Annotated in this window: 26 protein-coding genes and 1 pseudogene; 26 read left to right on the forward strand and 1 reads right to left on the reverse strand. The window is 42.4% G+C overall.

The genetic code is table 11. The annotated features are described in order from the left end of the window. The first annotated feature begins 204 nt into the window (after nt 1–204). From ABC336_RS27930 to ABC336_RS28055, 26 genes and pseudogenes are all read left to right on the forward strand, one after another. On the forward strand, nt 205–1,245 hold the full coding sequence (locus ABC336_RS27930) for a hypothetical protein (RefSeq protein WP_413241778.1): 1,041 nt from the start codon (nt 205–207) through the stop codon (nt 1,243–1,245). A gap of 224 nt (nt 1,246–1,469) precedes the next feature. Further along, nucleotides 1,470–2,003 carry a GrpB family protein gene (locus tag ABC336_RS27935; RefSeq protein WP_413241779.1) on the forward strand — a complete coding sequence of 178 codons (534 nt, stop codon included), beginning with the start codon at nt 1,470–1,472 and terminating at the stop codon, nt 2,001–2,003. Nucleotides 2,004–2,270: 267 nt separating this feature from the next. Then, on the forward strand, nt 2,271–2,789 hold the full coding sequence (locus tag ABC336_RS27940; protein WP_413241780.1) for a GNAT family N-acetyltransferase: 519 nt from the start codon (nt 2,271–2,273) through the stop codon (nt 2,787–2,789). A 234-nt stretch (nt 2,790–3,023) separates the two neighbouring features. Then, nucleotides 3,024–3,941 (forward strand): AraC family transcriptional regulator, encoded by a 918-nt coding sequence (locus tag ABC336_RS27945; protein ID WP_413241781.1) that lies wholly within the window; start codon nt 3,024–3,026, stop codon nt 3,939–3,941. A gap of 218 nt (nt 3,942–4,159) precedes the next feature. Next, the gene (locus ABC336_RS27950; RefSeq protein WP_413241782.1) at nt 4,160–4,525 is read left to right on the forward strand and encodes a hypothetical protein; all 366 of its coding nucleotides are present in this window, start codon (nt 4,160–4,162) and stop codon (nt 4,523–4,525) included. 462 nt (nt 4,526–4,987) lie between these two features. Further along, nucleotides 4,988–5,602 (forward strand): restriction endonuclease, encoded by a 615-nt coding sequence (locus ABC336_RS27955; protein ID WP_413241783.1) that lies wholly within the window; start codon nt 4,988–4,990, stop codon nt 5,600–5,602. A 287-nt stretch (nt 5,603–5,889) separates the two neighbouring features. Then, nucleotides 5,890–6,131 (forward strand): annotated as a pseudogene (locus ABC336_RS27960) (phosphate ABC transporter permease PstA); the annotation flags it as partial. A 119-nt stretch (nt 6,132–6,250) separates the two neighbouring features. Then, nucleotides 6,251–6,862 carry a DUF421 domain-containing protein gene (locus tag ABC336_RS27965; RefSeq protein ID WP_413241784.1) on the forward strand — a complete coding sequence of 204 codons (612 nt, stop codon included), beginning with the start codon at nt 6,251–6,253 and terminating at the stop codon, nt 6,860–6,862. 11 nt (nt 6,863–6,873) lie between these two features. Then, nucleotides 6,874–8,175: a chloride channel protein gene (locus ABC336_RS27970; protein ID WP_413241785.1), complete on the forward strand. Its 1,302-nt coding sequence runs from the start codon at nt 6,874–6,876 to the stop codon at nt 8,173–8,175. Between the two features lie 359 nt (nt 8,176–8,534). Next, complete coding sequence (locus ABC336_RS27975; protein WP_413241786.1) at nt 8,535–8,696, forward strand: DUF3024 domain-containing protein; 162 nt, start codon at nt 8,535–8,537, stop codon at nt 8,694–8,696. Nucleotides 8,697–8,922: 226 nt separating this feature from the next. Beyond that, nucleotides 8,923–9,522, forward strand: coding sequence for a DUF6624 domain-containing protein (locus ABC336_RS27980; RefSeq protein ID WP_413241787.1), 600 nt, complete (start codon nt 8,923–8,925; stop codon nt 9,520–9,522). Nucleotides 9,523–9,870: 348 nt separating this feature from the next. After that, on the forward strand, nt 9,871–10,548 hold the full coding sequence (gene rpiA / locus ABC336_RS27985; RefSeq protein WP_413241788.1) for a ribose-5-phosphate isomerase RpiA: 678 nt from the start codon (nt 9,871–9,873) through the stop codon (nt 10,546–10,548). An 82-nt stretch (nt 10,549–10,630) separates the two neighbouring features. After that, nucleotides 10,631–11,107: a GyrI-like domain-containing protein gene (locus ABC336_RS27990; RefSeq protein ID WP_413241789.1), complete on the forward strand. Its 477-nt coding sequence runs from the start codon at nt 10,631–10,633 to the stop codon at nt 11,105–11,107. Nucleotides 11,108–11,130: 23 nt separating this feature from the next. Further along, a complete protein-coding gene (locus ABC336_RS27995; RefSeq protein WP_413241790.1) occupies nt 11,131–11,652 on the forward strand; it encodes a DNA topology modulation protein in 522 nt (173 codons plus the stop codon). A gap of 160 nt (nt 11,653–11,812) precedes the next feature. Beyond that, complete coding sequence (locus ABC336_RS28000; protein WP_413241791.1) at nt 11,813–12,553, forward strand: metallophosphoesterase family protein; 741 nt, start codon at nt 11,813–11,815, stop codon at nt 12,551–12,553. 50 nt (nt 12,554–12,603) lie between these two features. Next, nucleotides 12,604–13,125 (forward strand): GNAT family N-acetyltransferase, encoded by a 522-nt coding sequence (locus tag ABC336_RS28005; protein WP_413241792.1) that lies wholly within the window; start codon nt 12,604–12,606, stop codon nt 13,123–13,125. Beyond that, nucleotides 13,118–13,306, forward strand: coding sequence for a hypothetical protein (locus ABC336_RS28010; protein WP_413241793.1), 189 nt, complete (start codon nt 13,118–13,120; stop codon nt 13,304–13,306). The genes ABC336_RS28005 and ABC336_RS28010 overlap by 8 nt, the downstream gene beginning before the upstream one ends. Nucleotides 13,307–13,337: 31 nt before the next feature. After that, on the forward strand, nt 13,338–13,751 hold the full coding sequence (locus ABC336_RS28015) for a cupin domain-containing protein (protein WP_413241794.1): 414 nt from the start codon (nt 13,338–13,340) through the stop codon (nt 13,749–13,751). Nucleotides 13,752–13,786: 35 nt separating this feature from the next. Next, the gene (locus ABC336_RS28020; protein WP_413241795.1) at nt 13,787–14,260 is read left to right on the forward strand and encodes an SRPBCC family protein; all 474 of its coding nucleotides are present in this window, start codon (nt 13,787–13,789) and stop codon (nt 14,258–14,260) included. Next, complete coding sequence (locus ABC336_RS28025; protein WP_413241796.1) at nt 14,257–14,604, forward strand: VOC family protein; 348 nt, start codon at nt 14,257–14,259, stop codon at nt 14,602–14,604. Before ABC336_RS28020 ends, ABC336_RS28025 begins: the two co-directional genes overlap by 4 nt. Nucleotides 14,605–14,610: 6 nt before the next feature. Beyond that, the gene (locus ABC336_RS28030) at nt 14,611–14,853 is read left to right on the forward strand and encodes a GrpB family protein (protein WP_413242627.1); all 243 of its coding nucleotides are present in this window, start codon (nt 14,611–14,613) and stop codon (nt 14,851–14,853) included. A 383-nt stretch (nt 14,854–15,236) separates the two neighbouring features. After that, a complete protein-coding gene (locus tag ABC336_RS28035; protein WP_413241797.1) occupies nt 15,237–15,770 on the forward strand; it encodes a hypothetical protein in 534 nt (177 codons plus the stop codon). A gap of 375 nt (nt 15,771–16,145) precedes the next feature. Beyond that, complete coding sequence (locus tag ABC336_RS28040; RefSeq protein ID WP_413241798.1) at nt 16,146–16,670, forward strand: P-loop NTPase family protein; 525 nt, start codon at nt 16,146–16,148, stop codon at nt 16,668–16,670. 600 nt (nt 16,671–17,270) lie between these two features. Then, nucleotides 17,271–17,453, forward strand: a complete 183-nt coding sequence (locus ABC336_RS28045) for a hypothetical protein (RefSeq protein ID WP_413241799.1) — start codon at nt 17,271–17,273, stop codon at nt 17,451–17,453. A 41-nt stretch (nt 17,454–17,494) separates the two neighbouring features. Next, on the forward strand, nt 17,495–18,121 hold the full coding sequence (locus tag ABC336_RS28050) for an NUDIX hydrolase (RefSeq protein WP_413241800.1): 627 nt from the start codon (nt 17,495–17,497) through the stop codon (nt 18,119–18,121). A gap of 254 nt (nt 18,122–18,375) precedes the next feature. Further along, nucleotides 18,376–18,564: a hypothetical protein gene (locus ABC336_RS28055; RefSeq protein ID WP_413241801.1), complete on the forward strand. Its 189-nt coding sequence runs from the start codon at nt 18,376–18,378 to the stop codon at nt 18,562–18,564. A gap of 76 nt (nt 18,565–18,640) precedes the next feature. On the opposite strand, the gene ABC336_RS28060 is transcribed toward ABC336_RS28055, so the two are convergent. Beyond that, nucleotides 18,641–19,567, reverse strand: coding sequence for a VOC family protein (locus ABC336_RS28060; RefSeq protein WP_413242628.1), 927 nt, complete (start codon nt 19,565–19,567; stop codon nt 18,641–18,643). Nucleotides 19,568–19,622: the final 55 nt, after the last annotated feature.

The following is a 19,622-nucleotide window of genomic DNA, read 5'->3' on the forward strand; positions in this document are numbered from 1 at the left end:
GCGGCGGGCATTCGCCCTTGGTCCGGCAGGAGTGAAGAAGCGAGGAAGCGGAGTCAGCCGGACAACCCTGCGAGGCTAAGTCTGGCGACCCGGCGTGACGATCGCTTCGCTAATCGTCCAAGCTACTTATGCCTCTCAGATTCGTGAATCCAAAACGTTAGCAGAAATTACCGATATTAATCAACATTTTGAGGAGATTTATTTATGTACAATAGTAAAAAATATGAAATGAGTGAAAAGGCATTTTTAGATATTTGGAACAAGTACAACAGACCTGATGTGCTTTATGGAAATGACGAGAGTTTTAAATTCTTAAAAGATTTATTTGATAATACTGATGGACTGTTCATTATTGATCATTTTTCTTACTATAATTATGACAACCTTTGTGCAATAGAATATAGAGATGATTTTATTCATTTAGTATGGAGAGATTTCGTAAAGAACCCGCCACCTCGTGGTTTTGAGGACATGACCTTTGAAATATTTAGTGCACATTATATTTTCTCACTTTGTAATATTCAAGAAATTAAATTCATTAATTTAAAAGGGCATTTATACATTCTGGTAATGCCGACAGTTGCAAAGGTTAAAGAAGTAAAGAAGTACTTAGAGATCAGTCATTTAAATGAGAAAATGGTAAATGTTAAAGAAAATTTGGATGAGCTCTATACAACAATAAGGTATTTGAAGAATGATACTATTCACGAATGTATTTTGCACAATTTGCCGTTCTATAGTTTTTTATTACAACCTAAAGAAAAAGCCCGTGGTGCTGGATTTTCAAAAATTATTCTAATGTATGCAACCATGGACCACGTTAATAGTAGACTTCAAAAGGTGAAGTTAAAAATAAATCGGATTAATGAAAACGATAATGATGAAATTAGAGCGCGAGGAAATACAATTAGAACTATTTTAGAGTCATTAATAAAATATTATAGTATTTATTATAGTTACTCCTTACCGGAAGATCACTATGGAAATAATGTATTAGGTAAATTAAAGAAGAATCTTAAAAATGACTCCTTGATGAGCATATATTTGCAACAAGATATGATAGATCTGGCAAATGATTTTTCACACGACACAGGGTATGTAAGGAATAAAAAGCAACTATTAGAGTTATTTAATTTTGCAGAGATGATCTTAGCTAAAATAATTGAAAAGATGAAAAATGAGGAACAAGAAAATGACAATAATGATGAAAGTAATAAAGATTTGAATTTCAATGTGATGGATTAGAAGAATATTCCTTAAAGTATCTCGAAGAGGTCGGTAACATCTGCTAACATTGCATCTACGCTTCGGGGCATTCGCCCCTTGGTTGTCAGCGGTTATACACATAGAAGTATACTCAGACAACACACGCCCCGCCCTAAGATTAGAGCTATCTAATGCCGGGGCGCGTCGTAGATGCGAGGAACGTTAGGCGAAATTTCTTAAATTCAATATTGGAAGTGATTTCTATGAAGTTAGATGAAAGTGTTCACTTAAGTTCCTACCGCGAGGATTGGATAGATATATTTAATGAAGCTAAACTACAGTTGTCCTATGCATTCTTAGATAATGCGATAGAAATTGAACATATTGGAAGTACATCAATTAGAGGCATGGTCACTAAACCAATAATCGATATTATGGTTGGGCTAAAGGCTTTAAAAATTGATGAATTTCAAGAGAGGTATCTTGTAAAATTAGGCTATGAGGGATTCGGAGAAGCTGGTGTCCCAGGTCGATTATACTATCGAAAACGGAATAATAAAGATATTAACTTGCAAATAACTATTTGGGGCTCTCAGCTCTGGAATGATAATTTGTTATTTCGAGATTACTTGAGAAGTCATCCTGATGAGGCAAGTCATTATTCAAAAGTTAAACAATTAACAATTAATAAGGGAATTGATACTCTATTGAAGTATTCAGACGAGAAGTCTAAAGTAATACAGGAAATAATGAATAATGCTCGTGAGTGGAATCGAAGAGGAAGAAACTTCGCCTAACACCGCATTCAGGCGGCGAGCCGGACTCCGTCCGTCTCTTGGTCCGCCCCGAATTAGAAGAGAATTCATAACGTAGCTTACTCGAGGATGCATTTTCTGATCGAAGCATATTCAAGCAAGGAAGTATCTCAGCGGACACACCCGCACCACCTAACCGCATCGCGGCCGTTCCCTTCGGTCACTTAAGTCGGTGAGGGTTCGTGAATGCAAGAACGTTAGGTGAAATTAATGCAAGTGCTATAAAAATCTGTCGATCGGAGAACCAATATGATCTTAAGAACAGAAGAAACTAAAGATTATCAAGACGTGTATACTCTGAACTACAAGGCTTTCGGTGGAAGAGATGATGAATCCAGATTAATTGAACGTATCAGATCATCAGAGTTTTTTGTGCCTGAATTGTCTATTGTTGCAGAATTGGATGGTAAGATCGCAGGTCATATTTTATTCAGTAAGGCTAATGTAATTGATGATGAGAAGAATCATGAAGTGATTGTTCTGGCTCCGGTAGCAGTCGAACCGGGGTTACAGAGGAAAGGAATAGGAAGCAAGTTGATTCAAGAAGGTTTATATCGATGTAAGGGGCTTGGGTATGGTGTTGTTTTATTGATTGGTCATCCTGAATATTATCTTAAATTCGGTTTTAAACCAGCAAGGCAATTTGAATTCGAGCTCCGGCAATTCGAAGTACCAGATGATGTGTTTATGGTATGTGAGATATATGAAGGAGTATTGAGATCGACCAAGGGAGAATTAATATATCCAGAAGCTTTTATTACGGGCTAATTCAAAGATGGCATTAACATCACCAAACATCATGTTCACGCATCGTCGCTGTTGCTCCTCGGTCCAACAGGAGGTAAGAAGCGAGGAAGCAGATTCAACTGGACAACCCTGCAAGGCTAAGTGGCGGAGCCACCCGGCCAGAATCAATCGCTGCGCTGATTGATCGGTAGCTTAAGCCTTTCGGGCTCGTGAACACAAAACGTTATAAGAAGTCGGCGAAAGGACAAAAAACATATGAATCATTACTCTGAACGAATGAATGCTGTAACTAAATACATTGAAGAGAATATATCAAAGAAGATAAGCCTTGAAGAGCTTGCTGAAATTTCACACTTTTCTAAGTATCACTTTTCTAGAGTTTTTTCTTCGGTTGTTGGGATGACTCCATATGCTTTTTTAAATAATAGAAGATTGGTCAAGTCGGTAGAATATTTAGTAAATACGGATAAGACCGTTCTGGAAATATCTATATTATGTGGATTTGATTCTGTATCTAATTTTAACCAAGCTTTTAAAAAGCTTTACAATAATACTCCTAGTGATGTTAGAAGAAATCATGATGAATTAAGCAATATTTCATTAGATAATAGCAACAATTGCGAAGAACCAGAACAACCTTATCGTTATTCTGAAAGTGGGAATAAAAATCACTTTCTGAGGAGGATATGGGAAATGAATATTACAATTAAAGAGTTGCCAGATTACGAGGTTGCTTATGTAAGGCACATTGGAAGTTATCTTGAAACCCATAAAGCATGGGGGAAGTTGGGTGAGTGGGCAGCTAAAAACCATCTATTCCCTTTGCAACACATATATATTGGGATTTCTCATGATGACACAAGTGTTACAGACGAGTATTCATGTAGGTATGATGCTTGCATAACAATTAAGGATGATTTCATTAAAGAAAATGATCAAGATATTAAGTATAAAACCTTAACTGGTGGTCTCTATGCATTATATCAGTTTTATGACACAATTGATAAATTCGCAATCGCATACCAGATTGTTTATGGACAATGGTTGCCAAATAGCGATTATGATCCTGACGACAAACATTGTCTGGAGTTTTGCATGAATAATCCATTCGAAGATCCAGAAGGGAAGGCAAAGGTTGATTTATATATACCCATAAAGAAGAGAGTATTTTGAGAGTAAACTCGAAGAAGTCCCGACATCCTATAACACCACATTCACGCTGCGGGGCTGTCGCCCCTTGGTCCGCCAGAGGGTTTTCGAAGAAGTGAGTCAGGCGGACAACCCTGCACCGGCTAAGGTAGGAGCTATCTAAGCCAGTGAGGGTTCGTGAATGCCTGAACGTTATCCGAAACCGCCAAAGCTGCTAAACCATCTGAAAGAAGATGATGAAATTGAAGAAACTTACGATTCTCTTATGTTTACTTTCGATAATCTCGATTTCTGGTTGTGGAAACCCCAAAATAAGCACGGGAACTAATTCTAGTGCCGATTGGGCATATAGTTTTGTCATTTGGAATGATGACATTTATGAAATAACTGACGAAAAAATCGATCAAGACCAGATTGGTAAAGAGCTAGGTGAGATAAAACAATTCTCAGATACTGAAGGAATCTATGACAATGGTTTTTCGAATAGGTATCCCCCTGGAACAAAGCTATACTCAATTAAGGGCGTAGAATTATCTGAATATATAGCTATACGAAACGAAGATGATTCATATATCAAAGCAATAGATCAAGGAAAGTACGGAGGATAAGAGTCTAAATATTTTTTGGGAGTATCTCATGGTGGCATCTTCTAACAATGTGTTCACGCATCGGCGGACAAGCCGCCTCGGTCCCAGAAGATAAGTCGGTGAAGCGATTGCCGGGACACATCCGCACCACCTAACCGCATCGCGGCCGGCTGCTACGCAGCCTTAAGGTGGTGGGACGTCGTGAACACGGAAACGTTATGTGAAATTCTATCAAGTGCTAATCGCAGGCTGTTGAAAAATGGCCGGAGAGGCACAGAATCGAATCTGGAGAAGCGCAGCTTATGCTTACGAAGTCGCTTTCTTGCAGAAAGCGTGTGAGTCCCCGGATTTCACCCCTAAAAAGGGTAAAAATCAAAGAAATCTGGGGACAACAGCGATCGGAAGAACGATCCGTGACTGTAGGCTTTCTTTTGAGGGCAGCCTGTTATATAAACATAAAAGTTTGTTACTGCAAAACGTGAGGTGGAAATTATCACCCCATATCGTGAGTTTGTCGCAAGTATTTCTGCTTTGGAATTTGAAAAGTATTGTGTAGAAATATTAAATGCGTATGCTGAAGCTGAAGCACTTAAAGACTTCAAAATACTTCATAACCAAAAGGTTCGAACCAATGATGGAGAATACCAGATTGATATAGTCGCTGAGTTTGTGGCATTATCTGTGGACTTTAAAGTAATAGTTGAGTGCAAGCGTTATACAAGACCATTGGAACGTGAGAAGATTGTGGTTTTAGCTGACAAAGTCCGAAGTTTAGGTGCACATAAAGGGATATTAATCTCTACATCAGGTTTTCAAAGTGGCGCAACGGAATACGCAAAGAAACATGGAATTGCTCTTTTGCAAATATTTGATAAGTATGTAATGCATATTCAAAATTCGGTTAACCCTATGACAGATCAAATACTCATTGAATTTATTAAACGATCTCCTGAATTTTACGCATATCAATTGGGAACAAGAATGAGTGATTTTCCTGACAAACAAATATACCCCTCAGAAACTATGATAATAGAAATCAAAGAGAAGATACTGAAGCAATATTACGTACAAGATAATAAGAAGGATTCTACTTCATAACAAAAATGCCACTCTCGTAATCAAGAGATTAGAGGGTTTCGCCTATAAGAGATAGAACTTCACATAACACCGCATTCACGCTGAGGGGCTGTCGCTCCTTGGTCGGCCCGATGGTTTTCGAGGAAGCTGAATCAGGCGGACAACCCTGCATAGCCTAACTGCGTCGCGGCCGTTCCCTTCGGTCACTTAATTTCAATTCAGATTCCAGGCGAAACATTCTTTAATTAAGGGCGGTAAATTCAAAATTTATATCAAAGAAAATAACTGGGGACTTTTTCTCGCTTTCAGTTTTGACCGGCGTTATCCTGACTTTATCCAGAGCGATCGGTGAGACTGCACCTTTGATTATGATCGACGCTCTGACATTTGTTGCCTTTCTCCCAGACCATCTGCTGGATCCGTTAACGGTCATGCCGATTCAAATCTACAACTGGGTATCCAAGCCTCAAGTTGAATTCCATCAGTTGGCGCAGCGGGGATTATCGTCCTTTTGACACTGCTGATTCTGATGAAAAACGTAATATATTAGTCCAGCTAAGTTAAGCTCCGTCCACAGCGACTGGAGCTTTTTATTTTTTATCCAGACGAATAATAAAAGAAATATGACAGAAAATAGCCTTGATCCAACGAAAAAAGGGGTGGGGTGGGTTGGATTTTCATTTCATTTGGAAAGCGGTTGTGATTGTCGTGGGTGGTGTACTGATCTTGCGATTTGCCGGAAGAAAGTCAATATCACAGCTCACGGTTGCCCAGACGATCATGATGGTTGCGGTAGGTTCATTAATTATTCAACCCGTCGGTGACCGTAACATTTGGATTACGATGTTAATCACGTTATTAATGGTCATCACACTTATAGGGATTGAGTATAGTGTTTTGAAATCCGATGCCCTCGAGACGTTTCTGTACGGAAAGTCAATAATGGTGATCGAAAATGGAACAATCAACGAGAAAAATTTAAGAAACTTACGGTTATCTGTGGATATGCTTGAAGTGCGTCTCCGACAACAAGGCATTCAAAAGATAAGTGATCTGCAATGGGCTACCATAGAAACAAATGGACAATTGGGGTACTTGTTAAAGCCGGAAAAACAGTATGCGACCAAAGAGGACATTGACAGACTGAGTGCGATCTTGCAAGCGAGTATTCCCCATCTGTCCATTCCCATATCCGAAACCCAATCTGCAGGGTCTGGTCAGCTTTTTACGGAAGTCCAAAATAACCAACATATCGCAGAACCCCCGAATCGACTGAAATGAGGATCTGGCAGATGGAAAAGCTGAGGAAATACAAGCATGTGATTAAGGTTCTAATGCAATGGATACTCTTGGGGGGAATAATCGGGGCTGCCGTAGGTTCAGCGACTGCACTCCTGTTGGAAACAAATGATTATCTGGGGAAGATTAGAGAAGGTAATGGATGGTTGATCGGACTGCTTCCTCTGGGCGGTATTGCCCTGGGCTATATGTATATGAAATTTGGAACAAGCATGATAAACAACACTTTGCATGACGCTGCCGAGATGAATAATCTGGTAATCGAAGCCGTGCATGGCAAAAAGCAGGTTCTCCGAAGAATGGGGCCCATTGTATATTTGGGCACGTTCTTAACCGTTTTACTAGGCGGTTCAACTGGAAGAGAAGGCGCAGCGATTCAAATGGGAGGAAGTGTTGCGGAAACTGTAATTCAGTGGTTTAGGTTAAAAAAGGGTGATGCGAAAATTATAGTGATGAGCGGAATCAGCGCCGGATTTGGCGCAGCCTTTGGAACCCCTATAACAGGCGTTGTGTTTGGGATGGAGATGGCGGCCTTGGGGAAGTTGAAGTTTGAAGCGATCGTTCCGTGTCTTGTAGCCAGCTTCGTCGGTCATTATGTGACCGAAGGGGGGTGGGGTGTCAAGCATGAGCACTTTATTATTCAAGCCTTACCTCCTCATTCGATGCTTACCTTCGTGAAAATAGCAGCCGTATCCGTTATTTTCGGATTATTAAGTGTTTCTTATTGTCAGTTGAGACACGGGATTCAAACGATCACAGAGAGGCTGTTCAAGAAAAACCATATGAAACGTGCTTTTGTCGGCGGGCTCATCATCATAGCATTGACCTTGTTAGCCGGCTCCCAGGATTATAATGGTCGAGGTTTATCTATGATTGAACAATCATTTAAAGAAGACGTACCTCCATTTGCTTTTGTTGCTAAGCTAATATTCACTGCAGTCACGATTGGATCCGGTTTTGTAGGTGGCGAAGCCATCCCATTATTTTTTATGGGCGCAACATTGGGTAACGCCTTGCATACTATCATGGGTCTGCCGTTGGCGTTCCTCGCAGCTCTAGGTTTGATCGCTGTTTTTTGCGGCGGTGCCAATACTCCTGTAGCAGCCTTCCTGCTGTCGATGGAGCTATTCGATGGAAAAGGTGTGGAGTATTTTTTTATTGCATGCATTGTAAGTTACATCGTATCCGGACACCATGGATTGTGGACTGCTCAAATGGTGTATGAGCCGAAGAGCAAGCTATATAAAATCACGAATGGGGATACCATTGGCGAAATTGAAAAAAGAAAACAATAATGCGAATGCGGCTTTCCCAGTGTTTGTGAAAGTGAAAGCGATCTTCGAAGGAGAAATAGTGCAAAAGCAAAAACATGGTGTTGGAATCCGCAGTAAATCTTATTATCTGTTTTAGATAAATTTGGTATAATGGATGAAGTTCTAGGTATGTGGTATCGGAGCTGGCATCGAAAGGGGAGTGGCTGTCTCTGAACATAGGTGTTCCCAAAACTACATACGCAAACATCACCACAGATAAGAGATTCCCGACATTTGTAGATATATGAGTTAACTGGAATCATTGCAACAAGGACTAATTAAAACAAGAAAAACAAAACACAATGGAGTGATCATCGTGGCGTTTGATGCTAGATTGAGAGTTGACCATTGCACAGTTTAGGTATGTAGAGAGTAAATGGGAAGTGTATTGGAAAGACAGTAAAGATAAATGGAATTTTGTGGAATATATAAAACCGATAGAAGACCTTGAAAAACAATTAAGAACTATTGATAAGAATGAATACGGATACATGTGGATGTAACTCGAAGAGGGCAATGACATCAGTTAACACCGCATTCACGCTGCGGGCCGCTGTCGCGTCCCTTGGTCCGCCCGAGGATGTTCGTGGAAGTGAATCAGGCGGACAACCCTGCACCGACTAACCGCATCGCGGCCGGTCCCTTCGGTCACTTAAGTCGGTGAGGGTTCGTGAATGCCTGAACGTTATAAGAAATCAGCGCAAAAAACGAAAAATCAGGGGATGACTGATGGACGTAAAACAAATTCAATTAATATTGCAAGAAATGTTGAAGGATGACTTTCAAAAAAGAGATGAATTAATAGAAAGAGGCTCTCTCTTTATCGGTTATCATCCTGAAATGGAGCAAATACATGTTATTAACTCAAAAAAACTTGAACAAATTATCAATGAATTTGGTTTTCCGACAAAAAGCAAAGTAGGTAAAGAGTCTGCCACAGCCGCATGGACTATTGTTATGCATTCTATCAGTAATCCACCTTTTATGAAAAAGATTTTAGCTCTACTGAAAAGTCCGCAATATAAAGATCAAGTTGACCTTAAGGAATTAGCATATTTTGAAGATAGGATACGTGTATTTGAAAGAAAGCCCCAAATATATGGAACACAATTCGATTGGGACGAGAATGATTTATTGTCCCCATACCCTATCGAAAACTTTAAAAGGGTAAATCAATTAAGAGAGAAGATTGGATTGCTTCCGATCGAAGAACAAACTGAAATCATGCGTGAACGAGCTCGAATAGAAGGAAACCAACCTGCAAAGAATTATCTCGAAAGAGTAAAAGAGATTGAAGAATGGGCAAAAAAAGTAAGGTGGATTACCTAATGCGCAATGCGGAAAATTATCTGAATCCATTAAATGAGGTAAAGCATTGATAATCAAAAGGAGAACAATTGAATAAACATGCAAGTATTTCGAAGATGGCGCTGACATCTTATATCACTGCATTCACTCTTCGGGGCTGACGTCCTTCGGTCCGCAAGTAGCAATTTCTAAAGTAGTTGATTCTGCGGACAACCCAGCCCTGCCTAACCGTATCGCGGCCACTCCGGTTGGTCACTTAATCTTAAAGAGCGACTGAAATTCCGGAGAATGCAAGTTTGTTCGGAAGCTTCACTCTGTTTCGGGATGATACGGGGCAATTGATTATACTAATATAGGCAGGTGGTCACAATGGATGCAAAGCGAATAGCTGCCGAGCAGGCAGTTAATTACATACATGATGGAATGATTGTAGGTTTGGGGACTGGCTCAACCGCTTATTGGGCCATTCAGAAACTAGGGTCTAGAGTTCAAGAAGGACTTCGCATCAAAGCAATTGCCACTTCCGTTCAATCCGAGGATCTTGCAAAGACACTAGGGATTCCATTCATTCCATTCTCAGAAATCAATGAAATCGATATCACGATCGATGGTGCGGACGAGGTGGATCCCAACTTCAATTTGATTAAGGGTGGCGGGGGAGCATTATTACGAGAAAAGATCGTCGCCGCAGCCAGTAAACAACTCATCATTGTAGTGGATAAGAGTAAGTTAGTAAACCGCTTAGGAGCATTTCCTTTACCCATTGAAATTGTTACATTCGGGTATGACCTAACCATAAGAAAGCTTCAATTGTTAAAGTGTGAACCCAAGCTGAGAATGATTAAAAATAAGATATTCGTAACAGACAACGGTAACTACATTGTTGACTGCCTTTTTCATGAAATTGAAAATCCAGAAGAATTACATAACAAGCTTAATCTGATTCCAGGTGTCGTGGATAACGGGCTATTCGTGAATATGACGAGAAGAGTAATTGTTGGCTCTCTTAATGGAGATATTCAAGAACATGAGAATAAGAACGGGTAGTCACAAAAAGAAGCCGGCGCATGCTTTAATTACACTAGAATATAAGAATACAAAAAGCCAAAACAATAGGAGAGTGATAATTATGGAAGCCAAAGAAGTAAAATTACCAGAGTTTTCAGTTATAGGCATTCGGATTGAAGCAAACCTGGATGAATTAGATGCTGGGCTTGGGAAGCAGACATATGATTCATTCATATCAAGAAAAGACGAGATTCTCTTTAAAAAGAATGAGAATGTGATTCTGATCCAAATGTACCCCATGAGACCAGGGTTTAATCCAAGAATCGACCGCTTTACCCAGATATTCTGTTATGAGGTCAAAGGCGTTGATGTCGTTCCATCAGGAATGGTGAATCATCAAGTGCCAGAAAGTAAATACGTGACCTTTACACATAAAGGTCTCGAATCAGAGTTGGGACGTTCTTATGATTATCTATATGGTCAATGGATGAGCGAACATGGACATGTCCCGAAAGGATATGATTTCGAAATCTGGGATGAGCGATACAAACCAGAGAGTTCAGATAATGAGATCGATATGTACGTAGCATTAAGATAAGACCTAAGAAGAGGAGACAACAAATGAGCCGTATCCTTATTTTAGGTTCAGGTGGCTCTGGAAAATCTACTCTGGCTCAAAGGTTGAGTCGTATACTAGATTTACCAGTCATTCATCTGGATCGGTATTATTGGAAAGCGGACTGGGTGCCAACGCCCAATGAAGAATGGGATCAAATGGTTGAGCATTTCACATTTGAACAAAGATGGATTATGGACGGAAATTATTCACGAACGATGGATCTTCGGATTAAGCATGCCGATGTGATCATTTATTTGGACCTGCCGACATGGCTTTGTCTATATCGCATACTCAAACGTAGGATCATGTACCATAAGAAAACCAGACCCGATATGAACGAGGCATGTCCTGAAAAAATAGATTGGCCTTTCTTGAAATGGGTTTGGAATTATAGAAAGCGAAGTAGAACAAATACGATAACAAAACTTGAACAAGTCAAAAATAAAAAACAAGTCATTCTTCTAAAGAGTAGAAATGAAGTTCAAGCACTCTTAAATCATATTGAGCGTACGAAGGGATTTTGATCGTACATCTCGAGAATGGAGAATGGTGGAGCCATAATTTCAATCAAATCTGTAAACGGTTAGAAGAACACTGGTTATGCCGCCATTCATCATTGAGACAGGAATGGAACTTTGAGCGTGAGTTAACTCAAAGCAATGCTGCACATTTGGAGGCCTAACGATGAAAAAAATCGCGTTGATCTCAGATATTCACGGGAATCTGCCAGCATTAGAGGCTGTTCTAGCTGACATAGCCGACAGACAAATTGAAAGTATATATTGCTTGGGTGATCTCATTGGTAAAGGCCCAAGTGGGCATCTTGTAGTGGATCTCATTGCTGAATCCTGCGAGAAGGTGGTCAGAGGCAATTGGGATGAATTCATCTCGAGCCCCACAGAGGATGAAGCCCTGCTATGGCATCAACAAAAATTGGGGCCTGAGCGGTTAGCCTACCTGGCTTCATTACCTTTCTCGATTGAGTTGGTCATGAGCGGCAGAAGGATCAGGCTGTTCCATGCTTCTCCAAGAAGTTTGTATGAGCGCATTCATCCTGGAGCTAACCGAGAGACGCTTTTGTCTTTGTTCCAAGGCTCAGATGAATGCGAAAGCGTTTTTATAGCCGATGTAGTCGGTTACGGGGATATTCATAATGCTTATATCCAACATTTTGAGGGGAAGATCCTTTTCAATGTTGGAAGTGTCGGCAACCCGCTCGAAATAACCCAAGCCTCCTATGTGATCCTTGAGGGCAACTACGGTGATCTTAAACAATCGCCATTAGGTATTCAATTTGTCAGAGTGCCTTACTCGATACAAAGCTCGATCGACCAAGCGGCAGAAGCAGGTATGCCATTACTTGATGAATATGCTCAAGAACTAAGAACGGGAGTATACCGGGGGATAAAGCTGAAAAAGGATTGATCCGGGCAAACAACCTTTCAAAAAAATTAAAGTGGACTCTGGAGGACCCAATGAAAGAGAATCGAATACGTGTTAATCTCTTGGAAGTGAAAGAAGAGCAAAAATCAATTCTAAGACAACTGCTAGAGTTGTATGAATATGATTTCAGTGAATACAACGACGAAGATGTCAATGCGAACGGTTTTTTCGGTTATACCTACCTCGATCATTATTGGACCGATGAAGGCCGCTACCCCTTTTTCATCATGGTGGAGAACAAGTATGCGGGTTTTGTGCTGGTCAATTCTCATAGCTACTTACTGGATGACAGAGAAGGTAAATCGATTGCGGAGTTCTTTATTATGCGGAAATACAGGAGTAAGGGAATCGGGCGTGAAGCAGCCACGCAAATCTTTGATAAGTTTAAAGGCTGGTGGGAGGTCAGGCAACACGGGGACAATGAACCTTCCAAACGCTTTTGGCAACGTGTGATTGATACGTATACTGCAGGACAATACAAGCTGATGGATGTCCGTACCGAGAAGTGGGTAGGGCAGGGTTATATATTTACTAATGGAGGCAGTCATGAATAAGCCTGGTCGCGATGGCAGTCAAGTCATGAAACAGCGCATGTCGGAAGAACAATGGACATTTGTTGAGCAAATGGGATCAGGCTATGTATTCATGCACAAGGAACATACTCAGAGAATCGTTACAAGCCAGATGTGGACAGGCAAATATGTATTGTATCAAATCCCTAAGTCAGGTGTGTAAATGGGGATTAATTGCAAAGGAGTGCGTCGTGATGTCAGAATCTCCATATCTCTCTACTCTTAAACATGGTCAGCCGTTGAGCCCCTTGAATTCCAATCTCATCATTGCAGAATGGACAGCTCCAGGAACATCAGAAGGCGACTTCCCTGAACATATTGCACCCCTTCACAAACATCATCAGGATGACGAGGCCTGGTACGTATTGGAAGGTTCACTCGGATTCCAGATCGGAGATGAAGTAATAGAAGCCGGCGCGGGCCAGGCGGTAATCGTTCCGAGAGGCATGCCCCACACGTATTGGAACCCAAAGCCAATCCAGGCGAGATATCTAATCATGATGACTGCAAGAATCCATTCATTAATCGAGGCCATCCACCGGGAGGAACGACGGGATCCAGAGACGATGGTCAACCTATTTCAATCGTTTGATTCGGAACTGATCTAGAGGAATTGAAGAAAAGACAGTATAGGAGGGATCGATTGGTCGTTGTTCAAACAGAAATCCTCGTTGATGCACCAATTGAAGTATGTTTTGATCTTGCCCGTGATATTGGCGTACATACGAAAACGGTTTGGAAACACACCAATGAACAAGCAATCGAAGGTGTAACTTCAGGGAGAATCGGTCTGGGGGAATTCGTTACGTTCCAGGCGACACATTTTTGCATCAAGCAGAAACTAACTTCAAAAATAGTGGAATATGAAAGGCCTTATACATTTGTGGATCAAATGATTCGAGGCGCCTTCAAGAGTTTAAGGCACATCCATGAGTTCGAAGAGCGGGGAGCTCAAACGCTAATAAGGGATACGTTGACTTTTGAGGCGCCGCTTGGAGCGCTTGGATGGATCGTAGAGCGAGTGATGTTGAAGGAATATATGAGACGTTTCCTAGAGGACCGAAATCGGCAATTAAAGAAAATCGCTGAAGGATCACATCGGGGAGGATTAACATGATTGTAAAACGGATCGTGACTAACGTTCACACAAAAAACGTAGCTGCAGCGAAAACCTTTTACCAGGATGTATTAGGCCTTGATGTATTGATGGATCATGAGTGGATTGTGACTTATGGATCTGACCAAGACATGAACGTACAGATTAGTTTTGCCTCACAGGGAGGCTCGGATACGCCGACACCTGATCTGTCGATTGAAGTAGATGATGTGGATCTTGCGTATGAAAGAATGAAAGCCGCCGGTTTTCAAATCGAATATGGGATCGTGGATGAACCTTGGGGTGTTAGGCGATTTTACGTGCGGGATCCTTTCGGGAAATTAGTTAATATCCTCGCGCATTAGGGAGCCATTAATGGATTAGCTGCGAAACCGATTATTGATATCCAGCTATCTGTTATGGACTTGGATGATATGGATGCTATTGATTCCGGCCTTTCATCCATCGGTTATCAATTCCGCAAAGACAATCCTGATTTATCCAAGCGATATTTTAGAGAAACAGCCGGGATGCGAAGAACCCATATTCATGTAAGACAATCTGGCAGAACAATTCAGGGAACAACGAGAACATTATGTAGAAGGAAAAACTGAATTCATATGGAATATTATGAAAAAAGCAAATAGATGGAGTCAGGACATTGGGTGGAAACCAAATGAACCTGAAGGATAAATATGAAGTTTGATCTTACGGGGGGATGTCTTATTCTTAACCAAGGTGTGATAAAAATTGTTCAGTCGTAAGAACTCAAGAATAATAGTGACGACGTTATTCGGAGCGGCTTTCTTGATTTCAACTTGTCTAGCTTCTTATGTGCTAATGAATGATAAAGCAAATGCAAGCTTGAGCGGTTTAATGACGATCTCGTTAATCACTCTGTTTTTAACGGCAGGAAATCTTGTAGGGCTAATAATAAGAGAAAAGGGACGAAGAGAAAAATACTAGAGATGTCTTACTCCAACAAAGGATGATGGGCATGACGATAAAAAAGTCTCCCGTGGCTCTCTTATTAGGTGCAATCATACTCTCCTTGTTATTCATACTCTTAGTTATGCATTTTAAAGACAATACGTCTCAACAAAACACGATAAGTTTAGTGTTGCTAAATGACAATCTAGAGGTTGAAGATATTCAATTTTCGATGCTTGAAGAGGAGGTCATCCAACGTTGGGGTGAAGGCGAGTATATTCATGGGTTTGGCGGTCATGGAAGAGAGTACTTAGAAAAAGGAATCCGAGTGAGTTTTCCAGGTGATCCGGATAATGATTTATTCGGTACAGTAGGGTCACTTGAATTTTCAAATGCTGCCTATTCCATCTTCACAATTCGAGTAGGCGATAGTACAGAGTCTGGCTATGAAAAGTTAAAGTCGCATGGATTTGTAATCACTGATTACTCAGAGGATACATACAGCAGCGGAGAATTTACAATAGCATTGCGCGGCGACGGTCAGATCGAAAACATTCAGATTTGGTTTGAAGACAAGGATCTCAAGGATAGGAATTACTGACTTTGCTTTGTGAAGGATGACGAGAGGAGGCATAACTATTGAGCAGACATATTGCACAATGGTTGATGTTCCCCAGTATCACATTGAAAGTACAAGGTTCACAATCCTTCATCGAAAGATCGGGTGAAATATGAGAGCGAGGAACAGGTTCGAAAGATTGCTTTTATTTGTTATGCTGGCAGGGGCTGTCGTCTTTCTCGTGGGCTTTTTTAAACATCCTGGGATTCCTTATCAAGATCCTACTGCAGAACTGATCATCCAATACCAAAAAGAGGCCGCGCGAGCCGAAATTATCCAATCCGTTGGGGGCGGGCTGATGAGTGTAAGCTTAGGGACATTCCTAGTTGTAAAATGGCTGGCCTCCCGGTCGCGCCAATGAGGAAAATATTCATCGTTGGCATCGTAGCCAGTGGTAAAACCACACTTGCCAAACGTCTATCCCTTCACTTCAACATTCCGTGGTTTGAACTGGATGGAATTGTCCATCATGAGTCGGGCAATGAAAGGGTTAAACGATCACCGGAGGAACAGATGCAGGTCATCCGTGAAATTAATAAAAGACAAGACACTTGGATCTTTGAAGGAACCGATCGAACCTCGTATCAAGATTTGTATGATATGGCGGATACGATCATTTTTTTGGACCCGCCTTTGTGGGTGCGGAGATTAAGAATGGTTACGCGATATCTTAAACAGCAGCTAAAGATAGAAAAGTCTAACTATCAATCGGATCTAAAAATGCTTGCGTTGATGTTTAAATGGACAAATGATTTTGAGAGGAATCGGCAAGAGGTAGAAAGGAAGATGGATAACTATAAAGCTAAGGTCATAAAAATAACGGATCAAAGAAGCCTCGAAGCTCTAATCGATAAGACGGAACCTGCAAGATGGGGAAGCTAGTACAATGAAGGAGGTGCGCCCAGTCGTCAATCCACTTTCATGATCACAATAACCAAAATACTTATACCCCTCGCGAAGCCGATAAGAGTTGCGCGCATTCATTGAAACTTGACGCTGAGAGTCTTTTTCAAGATATAAGAGCGAGGACAGGAAGGTCTATTCTTCATGAGCTTTCTGACGATGAATTCGATTTTTTAGTCGCTTATATTCATGATAAGCTCAAGGACAAAGCACTAACTGAGATTGTGGAGAGGGATCGCTGTACGATTGGGATAGCAAAGTCGAAAGCATAAAGATGGACTTCTTTGAAAATAGGTGACCTTGCGCTGGGTCAGCCCGTCATGTGGTGTGAGGTGATGAGCGCGTGAGGCTTCACCGATTATCGCGAACTCGCTCTGGCTCTAAAGACAAGTATAGGGCAATTAAGAATAGTACGCGCGCAGGGGCACTATATCCGTCAGACACGGAGGTTCTACCACCCGGGACAGAGAATACAGACGAGAGTCCTATCGTCAGGACACAAACAACACAAATTCTGTCACACAGAGCCAATAATCCAAGACAGGGATAGGTTTATCTCAGGTAAGGAGCGTGAAGAGAATGGAGATGAAACAGGAGATAAGAGAAATTAATGAACGGCTGACTAGAATCGAGTATGAGTTGCAGGAGCGAAACCATCAGACTGTGCGGAGGGGCTCCTTCATAGTGGATTTCGGCGTCGCTTTTGTAGTGGTTTTCGCCGTCATTCTTGTAGGCGCAGGTGTGTTTAGTATCTTTTTTTGAGAAGTACTAGCCAAAACGACAACATTAACGGGGGATGAAGTATGGGCCAACAAGAACGTTTGGATATCTACGATTCCAGCATGGTGCGGGTAGGTTCCGAGAGTAGGGCGCAAACTCACGCCAAAGGACTCTGGCACCAGACCTTTCACTGCTGGGTGGTTCATCCTTCGGAGCGCAGCATCCTGCTTCAGTTACGGCATCCGGACAAAGAAACCTATCCCGGGCTGATGGATGTCTCTGCGGCGGGTCATCTGCTCACGGGAGAGACCGTCCGCGACGGCGTCCGGGAACTAGAGGAAGAACTGGGGATCTCTGTTACCTTTGAGGAGCTGCATTATTGTGGTGTAGTGCCCCAGGAAGATGTCATTTCTGAAGGCCTGATCGATAGGGAGTTCAATCACGTCTTCATCCATGCATCAGATCGGCCGATCGAGGCCTATTCGTTTCAACGCGAGGAGATCTCGGGGCTGTACACCATCGGGGTCGATGATTTCAAGAACCTCCTGACAGGGGAGGTTGAACAGGTCTTAGTCGATGGGATCTTCGCTGAAGAAGCTTCCGGAACGGCCAAGCAAGACCGGAGATGGATGGGATTGAGCGATTTAACGCCGAATACCCATGCATACTATGACCTGTTGTTTGAACATGTATACAGGGTGCTGACGTAAGTTTAAAGAATTCATTGGCAGCGTCGTTAACGGCGATTATTTCCAACGGAACCTTACAAGCCGGTGGGAGTGCAGGCGTTAACAAAAGGTACCGGTTCGTTCAACCATCATGCTCACCGGTCGCAGGCGCTGTATTACTGGCATATAAGCAGTTGGGGATATCGATTGACAAGGTGTTACTGGATCAACTCCGTCAAGGAATTACCCCAGATTTTCCCGAAATCATATGACTATGACGTGGAGTTGAATGAATAATGGAACTTATAGGCATCGCCATTTGGATTATCAGCTTAGTGGTCCTTATCGCCGTCATCCGCACAGCAATCGACGGCTCCCGGATGTCCAGGAGACTGGACGTTCTGATCGATGAAGTGCGGATGCTCCGTAAAGAACTCAAGGCTGAGAAAAATGATGACAAACATATCATCAATAAACGGGTGTAACATATGAGGGACTTGTGCTAAATCGAATGTCATAGAAAAGAGCATTCATACTCCAGCTTGAACCTTGCGGGAGACCTCAGGAACCGTGGAACGCCCGATCCAGCTCCGCGAGATTGAACTTCTTCATTTTCATAAATGCTTCTGTGACGCGTGCTCGCTGTTCCGGCGTGCCGGTCGCCATATAATTCTCCAGTGAAGCAGCTGACACTTGCCAGGATATCCCGTACCGGTCCTTGAGCCAGCCGCACTGCTCAGCTTCGGGAACGGCAGACAGGTGCTCCCAATAGTGATCGATCTCCTCCTGGGTCTCGCATCGGATTAACAGCGACACCGCCTCATTGAACGCAAAATCATGAGATAGCGCACTATCCATAGCAGAGAGCCAAGTGGACTCCAGCATGAAGTCGCTAAACATGACCGTACCTTGCGGATTAGGATCTTGACCAGGGCCGTAAGGATGCAGCGTCCCCGGCCTGCTGTTGCGGAAGAAGGAGAGATAGAACGCACGCGCTTCCTCCGCTTTGCCTGCGTTTTCACCGGTGAACATCAGATTCGGCACAATTGTAGGACGGGGCTCGCCATCGGGATCGGTTAGCATCAGCTGCCAGCTGACGCCGTATTTGTCCTGCACCCAGCCGTATTGTTGGCTGAAGGGATACTCGCCGAGCGGCATCAGGATTGTCCCGTCCTCGATCAGTCTGGACCACGCTTCTTCGAGCAGTGCGCCAGCATTCTCCTCGCGTGACGGATCGAAGTTCACGATAAACGAGATCGAAGGGTTGATCTTGAAGTATGGACCCGCAGAGATCGCCATAAACGGCACGCCCCACAAGCTGAAAGAGACCAGATCGTTGTCGCCGGAAGGGGTATCATTAAGGGTAGCAGTCGTTGTTACCTTCGATTCTGGAAAAGTGGCGCAGTAAAACGCAGCCGCCTCTAGCGCTTCTTTATCAAACCAGAGATGGGGGACAACGGCCCGCTGCGACGTGTGAACATGAGTCATCATATGACCTCCTCAAGTGAATTAACTGTAGTCTAACACAACCCGGTGAGGATGA

This window comes from Paenibacillus jepli, assembly GCF_047238105.1.
GTDB lineage: Bacteria > Bacillota > Bacilli > Paenibacillales > Paenibacillaceae > Paenibacillus_D.

What these genes read in the sequence shown, in the direction of transcription:
- ABC336_RS27945 (WP_413241781.1), top strand. Translation starts at nt 3,024, where the DNA reads ATGAATCATTACTCTGAACGAATGAATGCTGTAACTAAATACATTGAA.
- ABC336_RS27980 (WP_413241787.1), top strand. Translation starts at nt 8,923, where the DNA reads ATGGACGTAAAACAAATTCAATTAATATTGCAAGAAATGTTGAAGGAT.
- ABC336_RS27940 (WP_413241780.1), top strand. Translation starts at nt 2,271, where the DNA reads ATGATCTTAAGAACAGAAGAAACTAAAGATTATCAAGACGTGTATACT.
- ABC336_RS28015 (WP_413241794.1), top strand. Translation starts at nt 13,338, where the DNA reads ATGTCAGAATCTCCATATCTCTCTACTCTTAAACATGGTCAGCCGTTG.
- ABC336_RS28060 (WP_413242628.1), bottom strand. Translation starts at nt 19,567, where the DNA reads ATGACTCATGTTCACACGTCGCAGCGGGCCGTTGTCCCCCATCTCTGG.
- ABC336_RS28010 (WP_413241793.1), top strand. Translation starts at nt 13,118, where the DNA reads ATGAATAAGCCTGGTCGCGATGGCAGTCAAGTCATGAAACAGCGCATG.
- ABC336_RS27995 (WP_413241790.1), top strand. Translation starts at nt 11,131, where the DNA reads ATGAGCCGTATCCTTATTTTAGGTTCAGGTGGCTCTGGAAAATCTACT.
- ABC336_RS28040 (WP_413241798.1), top strand. Translation starts at nt 16,146, where the DNA reads ATGAGGAAAATATTCATCGTTGGCATCGTAGCCAGTGGTAAAACCACA.
- rpiA (WP_413241788.1), top strand. Translation starts at nt 9,871, where the DNA reads ATGGATGCAAAGCGAATAGCTGCCGAGCAGGCAGTTAATTACATACAT.
- ABC336_RS28050 (WP_413241800.1), top strand. Translation starts at nt 17,495, where the DNA reads ATGGGCCAACAAGAACGTTTGGATATCTACGATTCCAGCATGGTGCGG.
- ABC336_RS27930 (WP_413241778.1), top strand. Translation starts at nt 205, where the DNA reads ATGTACAATAGTAAAAAATATGAAATGAGTGAAAAGGCATTTTTAGAT.
- ABC336_RS28005 (WP_413241792.1), top strand. Translation starts at nt 12,604, where the DNA reads ATGAAAGAGAATCGAATACGTGTTAATCTCTTGGAAGTGAAAGAAGAG.
- ABC336_RS28055 (WP_413241801.1), top strand. Translation starts at nt 18,376, where the DNA reads ATGGAACTTATAGGCATCGCCATTTGGATTATCAGCTTAGTGGTCCTT.
- ABC336_RS28025 (WP_413241796.1), top strand. Translation starts at nt 14,257, where the DNA reads ATGATTGTAAAACGGATCGTGACTAACGTTCACACAAAAAACGTAGCT.
- ABC336_RS28000 (WP_413241791.1), top strand. Translation starts at nt 11,813, where the DNA reads ATGAAAAAAATCGCGTTGATCTCAGATATTCACGGGAATCTGCCAGCA.
- ABC336_RS27990 (WP_413241789.1), top strand. Translation starts at nt 10,631, where the DNA reads ATGGAAGCCAAAGAAGTAAAATTACCAGAGTTTTCAGTTATAGGCATT.
- ABC336_RS27970 (WP_413241785.1), top strand. Translation starts at nt 6,874, where the DNA reads ATGGAAAAGCTGAGGAAATACAAGCATGTGATTAAGGTTCTAATGCAA.
- ABC336_RS27935 (WP_413241779.1), top strand. Translation starts at nt 1,470, where the DNA reads ATGAAGTTAGATGAAAGTGTTCACTTAAGTTCCTACCGCGAGGATTGG.
- ABC336_RS28045 (WP_413241799.1), top strand. Translation starts at nt 17,271, where the DNA reads ATGGAGATGAAACAGGAGATAAGAGAAATTAATGAACGGCTGACTAGA.
- ABC336_RS28035 (WP_413241797.1), top strand. Translation starts at nt 15,237, where the DNA reads ATGACGATAAAAAAGTCTCCCGTGGCTCTCTTATTAGGTGCAATCATA.